Below are 7,972 nucleotides of genomic sequence, written 5' to 3' on the forward strand. Positions count from 1 at the left end.
TGCACCGAAGGCGCGCGCCGCAGCTGCGCCACCAGCGCGCGCATGATCTCGGCCCCGGCCTGATCGCCGCGCACCCGCACAACACGGGCAAAGGCATGTGCCGCCTCGCGCGAGAGTAGGTAGCCGCCCGCCGCGTCGCGGTCGAAGGGCGCGCCGAGCCGGTTCAGCGACAGGATGTGATCGCGCGCCTCGCGGGTGACCGAGCGGGCGACCTCGGGATCGACGATCCCCGCCCCTGCCCGCAGCGTGTCGAGCGCATGGGATTCCGGGCTGTCGGGTAGCGCCATGGCGGCGGCGATCCCACCCTGCGCCCAGGCCGAGCTTGCGCCGGTGCCCAGCGGGTCGGGCGAGACCAGCAGCACCGGGCGCGGCGCCAGCGCCAGCGCGGCGTAGAGCGCGGCCAGACCCGCGCCGAGGATGACCACGCGGCCGGTCGAAACCTGCTGCACCGGCTCAGGCCGCCTTGCGCTGCGACAGATCGATCATCCGCTGCACGGCGAGGCGCGCACCTGTCGCGACCGAGGCATCGACCTCGACCACGCCCTCCATGCTGTGCAGCGACCAGAGCACCTTCTCGAGCGTGATCATCTTCATATAGGGGCACATGTTGCAGGGGCCGACGAACTCGATCCCCGGCAGCGCGTCCGAGATGTTCGAGGCCATCGAGCATTCGGTCACCAGCATCGCCTTGTCGGGCTGCTCGCGGGTCACGTAGTCGATGATCCCCGCGGTGGAACCGGAGAAATCCGCCTCGGCCACCACGTCGGGCGGGCATTCGGGATGGGCGATGATGCGGGTGTCGGGCTGCCAGCTGCGGAAGTCGCGCAGCTCGGCGGCGGTGAAGCGCTCGTGCACGATGCACGATCCGTCGTACCAGACGATATTCTTCTGCGGCACCTGCTTCGCGACGTTCTGCGCGAGGTACTTGTCCGGCGTCATGATGACCGTCTCGGCGTCCAACGCGGCGACAATCTGCGCGGCGTTCGACGAGGTGCAGCAGATGTCCGAGGCGGCCTTCACCTCGGCGGAGGTGTTCACGTAGGTGACCACCGGCGCGCCCGGGTAGCGGCGGCGCATCTCGGCGATGCCTTCGGGGGTGATGCTCTCGGCCAGCGAGCAACCGGCATCCATGTCGGGGATCAGCACGGTCTTTTCCGGGCTGAGGATCTTTGAGGTCTCGGCCATGAAGTGCACGCCGCATTGCACGATCACGTCCGCTTCGACCCGCGTCGCCTCGATGGCGAGCTGCAGGCTGTCGCCGACGATATCGGCGATGCCATGGTAGATCTGCGGCGTCATGTAGTTATGCGCGAGGATGACCGCGTTGCGCTCTTGCTTCAGCCGGTTGATCGCCTCGACGTAGGGGGCGTGCATGGACCAGTCAGCAGGCGTGACGACGCGGCTCATGCGGGCGTAGAGGGCACTTTGCCGCTCGGCGGCTTCGAGCGAAGGGGCAAGATCGTACTGCTGGCCGAGCGTCTCGGCGATCGTGGATTGATCGAGCATGCACCTGCTCCTAGTTGAAAGACATAATCGACCACTCAAGTGTCTTTAGCGACAAAGGAGGGTCAATGCGGGGAGATAAAGCCATGTTGACGCAGGGACAAGAGCGTTCCTTTGCGAGCCCATGCAATCTGCGCTGCGGCCGCACGCTTACGCATGCGGCCAGCGCAGGCCAGACGAGCATTCCGATACAACTCCACAGTATAGAGCTCCACGCGTTCCTCCCCTAGACCCCATGATCGCGGAGTGAGCTGATCAGTGCCGGCGCACGATCACAACATAGGTTGCGTAGCGGTCTGTCGCATTCTTGAAGGTGACAGCGCTCGGCGGGCCGAGCGACATGCAGTCGCCCGCGCCGAGGATCTCGGTCTCCGCTCCGCAAAGCATCGTCAATTCGCCGTCGAGTACCCAGATCAACTGGCTGATAAAGGTATAGGCCTCAGCAGGAAACTGAGCCTCGGCTCGGGGTGGGAGCACAACTTTAGTGACATCCATGCCGGTATTCGCGCCGTCGGGCGAAACCGTCTCGCGCGATAGACGGGTCTTCGAGTCGAAGAAGGTCGAGCGCGTCGCCTGCCGCGCCACGCGCAGCTCGGTCGCCGCCGGCTGGGCGACGATCTCGGACACCGTCATGCCGAAGGCCGCCGAGAGCTTGCCCACCATCTCGATCGTCGGGCTGCTCTGTCCGCGCTCGAGCTTGTTGATCATGCCTTGCGAGACACCGGCACGGTCGGCCAGCTGCTGGCGGCTCCAGCCGGCGCCCTTGCGCAGCTCGAAAAGCCGTTCCGCAAAGCTCTGCGGAACGGCAATGGGCGTCTGGGCCGCGGGGGCAACGGGGGTCGCGGGATCGGTCATAGCGTTCGAGCCTCTCTCTGTCCCCCCGATGTACTGAACCTGGGGCCGGTTCGCCAACCGCTAAGATCAGGAAACCAAGCGCACAAATTCTTCGGACGATATCACCGGTGCGAATAAGGAGTTGATACGATCCATCGCTGCCGCTTCCTGATCCGGTCGCACGCAGCCACAGGCATCCCCGATGACGATGGGCAGATACCCATTGTCGTGCGCGATGCGGGCGTTGCCCTCAATACACCAATCAAGGTGAATGCCCGTCAGCACGATCGTCTGCACCCGCTTGCGTGTCAGCTCGAGCGGCAACGGAGTCCCGAACCACGCCGACTGCAGCGCAACCTCGCTGAACTCGTTATCGCCCGGCTGCACCAGCGCGCGGAGCTCGTCCGCAAGGTCATTGTCTGCAGCCGGCTGCTCTGGGGTCTGCGTCGCCGCCGCGGTCCACGAGGTGTATTGCGCCGCGTCGAAGTCGTTCTTGGGATGGTCCGGCCGGTACACTGGATATCCGATCCAGTTAAACGAAACGAAGTTTCCGGCAGCGCGCGCCGCCTCGGCGACCCTGACCGTCGCCGGCAGGCTGCCGCGTTCCCAGTGCCGCTCGGCGGCCTGCACACCCCAGGGCTCTTAGAGCGATTTTACCTGGCTCACCGACATGTAGGCCGCGGGACGCGAGAGAATTTCCCGCAGGTAGAGCCCCTGCCAATGCGGCGCCAGTTCCGGAATGGCAGGGGCCCCGCCCTTGAGCCGCTCTTCGTCGGTGCTCGCTGCCCGTGCCGGTGCTCCTGCCATCATCGCGGCGCCACCGGCAGCCGCCATTCCGAGCATCGCGCCGCGGCGCGATACGTTGGTGTCCCTAATGTCTTCAGCCATCTCGATCTCCGTTTTCCGACCATCTGTGGTCGGGCATGGCATGGCTGGAAACGATCGATTCGCATACTATCGTATAGCCATACCGGACATGATGGCGAGTAATGCCCATTTTAAATGCATTATAGTACAAATTGGCGCGAATTTTCGTCCACCCATGACCGCCATCTCCCGCTGACAGCGCAAAAATTCACTACCCTTGTAGCTAGGTTCCCTCAATGTCATTGCATTTATGTGCACTATAGTAGCAAGTTCGGGTAACACAGCGACTCAACGAGGCTCCCATGCTGATACGCGACGCCGAAGCTCAAGACATCGAGGCAATCACCGCGATCTACAACGACGCCGTACGCCATACGACCGCCATCTGGAACGACGCTATCGTCGACGAGGACAATCGCCGGGCCTGGATGGCCGACCGCAAGCGCGCGGGCTACCCGGTCCTGGTGGCAGTCTCCGAGGGCGGAGAAGTGCTGGGCTATGCCACCTTTGGCGACTGGCGGGCGTTTGACGGCTACCGTCACACGGTCGAGCATTCGGTTTATGTCGCGAGCGGCCAGCGCGGCGGCGGCATCGGCCGGGCGTTGATGCTGCAGCTGATGGCGGCCGCGCGCGCGCTTGGCAAGCACGTCATGGTGGCTGGGATCGAGTCGGGAAACACCGCCTCGATCCGGCTGCACGAAAAGCTCGGCTTCGAGACCGTGGGCCGGCTGCCCGAGGTCGGCACGAAGTTCGGCGGCTGGCTCGATCTGACCTTCCTGCAGGTCAAGCTCGACGACCGCGCCGTGCCCGATGCCGAGGCCTGACGATGCCACTGGTCATCCTCGCCATTCTGATCGCCGCAGGCGGCGCGCTGGTGCTGCAGAACAGCCTCATGGCGCGGCTGAGCAGCCAGACCTCCAGCATCCTCGTGGCGCTGGTGCTCAACTCGGCGATCGGGCTGATGGTGCTCTCGGCGCTGCTGATCGGGCGCAACGGGCTGCAGGGGCTCGCCGAAGTGACCGGCAACCTCCGCGGCACGGCGCTGCTTCCGGGTCTTCTGGGCTCGTTCTTCGTCTTCGCCAGCCTGCTCGGATACCAGAAGATCGGCGCGGCGGGCACCATCGCCGTGCTGGTCTCGAGCCAGTTGGGGTTCGGTATCGCGCTCGACTACGTCCGCTCGGGTTCCGAGGGGCCCGCGGCGATGGTGCCCTCGCTTCTCGGTGCCGGGCTGCTTGTGGCCGGGGCGATCATCGTGGCGGCCAACCGCCTCTGATCACGCCGGGTAGCGGGGATATTGGCCCGTGAAAGTACCCTTACGCCGTTGACCTCGTGGCGCTGGTTCCTATTCGCGCACCTTGCGCGCGGGACCTCCTGAACGACCGACGGCTGCTTCGCAATCAACACCAGCAGAATGAGCGCTGAAGCTGTCGGTGCCGGCCGACCTTGCCTCCAACCCGGGAAGTTACCCCTCGCGACGTTGATGCTCAGCGCAATCTCGCTTTGCGACAGCAACGCCATGGACTTTGGCTCCGGCCCGCTGGCCTTCTGTGAAGGTCAGCGCCTCCCTAAGGCCCATCGTCACGGAGTCAGATGGGTGCATCTCCTGCCTGAGTACTTGGCTGTGATCTAGTTGCTCACCGCTGAGACCCCGGGTCGCACAAACGCCGACTTCGAAGCACACAAGGGTGTTGGTAAAGGCTATCGACCTGGCGACCAAGAAGCCCCCTTAGTAGCGACTCTCAGCTCAATCCGGCTGCATGCCGCAAGGCCTCGTTTATGCGAGTTTGCCAACCGGGGCCCTCGGCCTTGAAGTGCGCCACGACTTCGGGATCCAGGCGCAAGGAGACCGCGACCTTTGGGTTTGCCGCCTTCGGACGCCCGCCAGCACTCTTGCGCATCTTCTCTGCCAGCGCCGGGAATGCTTCGGTGAAGGACTTTGCCTGCACGAGCTGCGCATCCGTTGCCTCCGGAGCATCGGGATCGCTGGCGATCATAGCTTGCACCTTGGCTTCACTAAGTGTCTTCTTGGTCATAGCAATTCCCTTTCCCTCGGGCTTGCCGGGCGCATCGAGATCACCGAAACGTCCTCGCTTCCCAGAGCAGCGAAGACAACTGCGAAGGTTCCATCTGCAAGCCGTCCGATCGCATATGACGGCTTTCCTTCGCCGGAATGACCCCCGAGGATAGGAAGAACGCCCGTCCAAATCGGAAAAGTCGCGCCCTTGCGTGGTCAGATTGACCAACCTCTTTGGCTCGTCCCAGACCATCATCATGTGCGCATTCTACGTCTTCAAGGTGGTTTCTGTATCTACAAAAACCAAGATGCGCTACCGGACAAATCGAGTCTGAGCGTGGCGCCCTAGTCGGAACTGCTCTTACGCGACAGATTGCCAAGCCATACCTCGCAATCGTGATCACACTGTAGCGGCGAAGCGTTCCCTCGGGCTGGCACATCATCTTCGCCGAACCTAGATGCCTCAGGATTTCACAGGGAGCCGACGCAGGATGCGCCAGACCATTTCCGATTTTCTCGACCGAGCTACAACGCGTTACACGATCATGGGGGTGATCCTGTTCAACGCGATCATTCTCGGGCTCGAGACCTCCGGGACGGTGATGAACGTCGCTGGCGACCTGATCGTCGCGCTGGACACGGTCTGTCTTGCGATCTTCGTGGCGGAACTTGCTGCCAAACTCTACGCGCGCGGATTGCGTTTCTTTCGCGATGCCTGGAACGTCTTCGATCTGCTGGTGGTTGGCATTGCGCTCGCCCCGGCCACTGGAGGGCTCGCGGTGCTGCGCGCGCTCCGTATTCTCCGGCTGCTCCGGGTGATCTCGGTTGCGCCGACGCTGCGCCGGGTGGTGGAAGGATTCATCTCCGCTCTACCTGGGATGGCTTCGGTCTTTCTGCTGATGGGGGTGATCTTCTATATCGCCGCCGTGATCGCGACCAAACTGTTTGCCGCAACTTTCCCCGAATGGTTCGGATCCCTGGGCCAGTCGCTCTACACGCTCTTCCAGGTCATGACGCTCGAGAGCTGGTCGATGGGCATCGTCCGCCCGGTCATGGAGGTGCACTCAGAGGCATGGATGTTCTTCGTGCCCTTCATCCTGATTACAACTTTCGCGGTGGTGAACCTCGTGGTCGGCCTCATCGTCAATTCGATGCAGGACGCCCATGCCGAGGAGACAAATGCGGCCACGGACACCTACCGCGATGAGGTCATCCGGCGCCTCGCGGCCATCGAACAGTACCTGAAGGATAAAGATGGAGCTAAGGATCTGCACGCCGACAGCCTGAGTGGCGAACGGACCCGAGCAAACCGATAGGTCGGCAGAAAGACGTCCGGTCCGACAAGGTCGAAAGCATAGGGCTGGCGGAACCCACCGCCACTTGGATGCGAACCATCGCTGGGTTCCGTTCCTTGCTGCGTCGATGTTCCACTTGCTGGCCAGCCCGCCACCTCGCAAGCGACCGATACCTTGCCTCCCGTTCTTTGCGGCACTCCCGTCGCGCCAGGGTGTCTTTCCTACTGCGCCTGCGAACCAGCACAGGACGGAGCCGACCTCATCGCAATACGCACCGGATCAGCGCTAAATGGGCGCGGGGTCAGGTTCGCCATGGCTGGATCACCCTGCCTGACACGAGCGAAAAGCGTCGAGGCTACTATAGCGTGTCCCGGCCCGGCCTTAGCGCTCGCAAGCCAATGCAGCACACAGCTTCGCGACAGAGGACAACCAACCCAAACGTGTATCGAGATGCGCGCGAGGGTCCCTGACGCGGCGTTCGCGTGAGGCGGTAACTCGCCCAGACTTCATCACTTTGGATACCCGCGAGCCTTGAAGAGGAGGCTGGCGATGCTACCTCTGATTGGCAACATATCCACTCACGGTATGAACGATCGGAGGCGCGCTTTCCGATTTCGGGAGGTGCGCCTCATTCGTGTCGGGACCTCTCCCCGCAGGCAGCGCTGATTGTGGGCCGTGGCGTCAGAGACCCAGACTGTACTGCTCACTGAATTGACGATGCCCAAAAGACCCTTTCCCGAACACGAAGTGCGACACCCCAGCGGAGAGACCTCCGGCTCGCTCCATGTCACCGCGACATCGGCAGCCCAGCGTCACCCGCGCCTCTATGTGGTGTCTGTCCACCCCCGCGACGCGCTCGAGGGCGCGCCGCATCCCCACGTCTCGCGGCAGGACGAACTGCACCCCCGCGTGCTTGCAGCCCCGGCGCATCCGCGGCGCACCCGGCGTCCATGACGTTTTGGGCTCTAAGCCTCGCGCGCCAAATCTTTTTGACCCAGTTGTGATGCGCCCATTGCATTCACCGCCGCCGCGCCCATGTTCACAACATATGCCCGCAATCCTGTCCCGCCTTGCCCCCACCTTCCGCCTGCTCCTCTGCAGCCTGATCGTCGCGATCGGGTTCATGCAGGCTGACGTCTCAGCGCGCGGTCAGGGGCAGAGCGTGGCGCAGGAGCGGGCCGAGCTTTCGGCAGCGGTGCGCACCACGCTCACCGCGGATGCGGCCATTCTCGCGCCGGCGATCGCACTCATCGACCAGCACAAGCCGCGCGCTGCGGTGCCAGTCGCGGGGGCGCTGCCGGCGCTCCCTGAGCTGACGCCGCCGCCGCCGCGCCCGATCCCACTCTCTCCCCGCCCCGCCCTTTCTTCTAGGCGGGAAATATCCCGGGGGGTGCGGGGGCAGCGCCGCGTTGTCCGGCGTGCGGGGGCAGCACCCCCGCTCTCAGGTCACGCTCAGGCG

At 63.8% G+C, this 7,972-nt stretch carries 10 protein-coding genes; 4 read left to right on the top strand and 6 right to left on the bottom strand.

Annotated features, from left to right (window positions below; all coding sequences use genetic code 11):
* From CLG85_RS26345 to CLG85_RS26365, 5 genes are all read right to left on the bottom strand, one after another.
* Window positions 1-449 (bottom strand): FAD-dependent oxidoreductase (locus CLG85_RS26345; RefSeq protein ID WP_260350292.1); only part of this gene is annotated, 449 nt, incomplete at its 3' end.
* Window positions 450-453: 4 nt separating this feature from the next.
* Window positions 454-1,506, bottom strand: a complete 1,053-nt coding sequence (gene nadA, locus CLG85_RS26350; RefSeq protein ID WP_095882144.1) for a quinolinate synthase NadA — start codon at window positions 1,504-1,506, stop codon at window positions 454-456.
* A gap of 252 nt (window positions 1,507-1,758) precedes the next feature.
* Window positions 1,759-2,358 (bottom strand): helix-turn-helix domain-containing protein, encoded by a 600-nt coding sequence (locus CLG85_RS26355; protein ID WP_095882143.1) that lies wholly within the window; start codon window positions 2,356-2,358, stop codon window positions 1,759-1,761.
* Window positions 2,359-2,424: 66 nt separating this feature from the next.
* On the bottom strand, window positions 2,425-2,967 hold the full coding sequence (locus tag CLG85_RS26360; RefSeq protein WP_217989748.1) for an isochorismatase family protein: 543 nt from the start codon (window positions 2,965-2,967) through the stop codon (window positions 2,425-2,427).
* A gap of 12 nt (window positions 2,968-2,979) precedes the next feature.
* Window positions 2,980-3,225 carry a hypothetical protein gene (locus CLG85_RS26365; protein ID WP_217989747.1) on the bottom strand — a complete coding sequence of 82 codons (246 nt, stop codon included), beginning with the start codon at window positions 3,223-3,225 and terminating at the stop codon, window positions 2,980-2,982.
* A 281-nt stretch (window positions 3,226-3,506) separates the two neighbouring features.
* Here CLG85_RS26365 and CLG85_RS26370 point away from each other — a divergent pair, with 281 nt between their 5' ends.
* Both CLG85_RS26370 and CLG85_RS26375 read left to right on the top strand, forming a co-directional pair.
* Window positions 3,507-4,028, top strand: coding sequence for a GNAT family N-acetyltransferase (locus CLG85_RS26370; protein ID WP_095882142.1), 522 nt, complete (start codon window positions 3,507-3,509; stop codon window positions 4,026-4,028).
* A gap of 2 nt (window positions 4,029-4,030) precedes the next feature.
* Window positions 4,031-4,477 (top strand): DMT family transporter, encoded by a 447-nt coding sequence (locus CLG85_RS26375; RefSeq protein ID WP_095882141.1) that lies wholly within the window; start codon window positions 4,031-4,033, stop codon window positions 4,475-4,477.
* Window positions 4,478-4,943: 466 nt separating this feature from the next.
* On the opposite strand, the gene CLG85_RS26380 is transcribed toward CLG85_RS26375, so the two are convergent.
* On the bottom strand, window positions 4,944-5,237 hold the full coding sequence (locus tag CLG85_RS26380) for a BrnA antitoxin family protein (RefSeq protein WP_095882140.1): 294 nt from the start codon (window positions 5,235-5,237) through the stop codon (window positions 4,944-4,946).
* 472 nt (window positions 5,238-5,709) lie between these two features.
* Here CLG85_RS26380 and CLG85_RS26385 point away from each other — a divergent pair, with 472 nt between their 5' ends.
* Both CLG85_RS26385 and CLG85_RS26390 read left to right on the top strand, forming a co-directional pair.
* On the top strand, window positions 5,710-6,534 hold the full coding sequence (locus CLG85_RS26385; RefSeq protein ID WP_095882139.1) for an ion transporter: 825 nt from the start codon (window positions 5,710-5,712) through the stop codon (window positions 6,532-6,534).
* 1,027 nt (window positions 6,535-7,561) lie between these two features.
* The coding region (locus tag CLG85_RS26390) for a hypothetical protein (protein WP_260350293.1) at window positions 7,562-7,972 on the top strand (411 nt) is incomplete at its 3' end.

The organism is Alloyangia mangrovi (assembly GCF_002300555.2).
GTDB classification, from domain to species: Bacteria; Pseudomonadota; Alphaproteobacteria; order Rhodobacterales; family Rhodobacteraceae; genus Salipiger; species Salipiger mangrovi.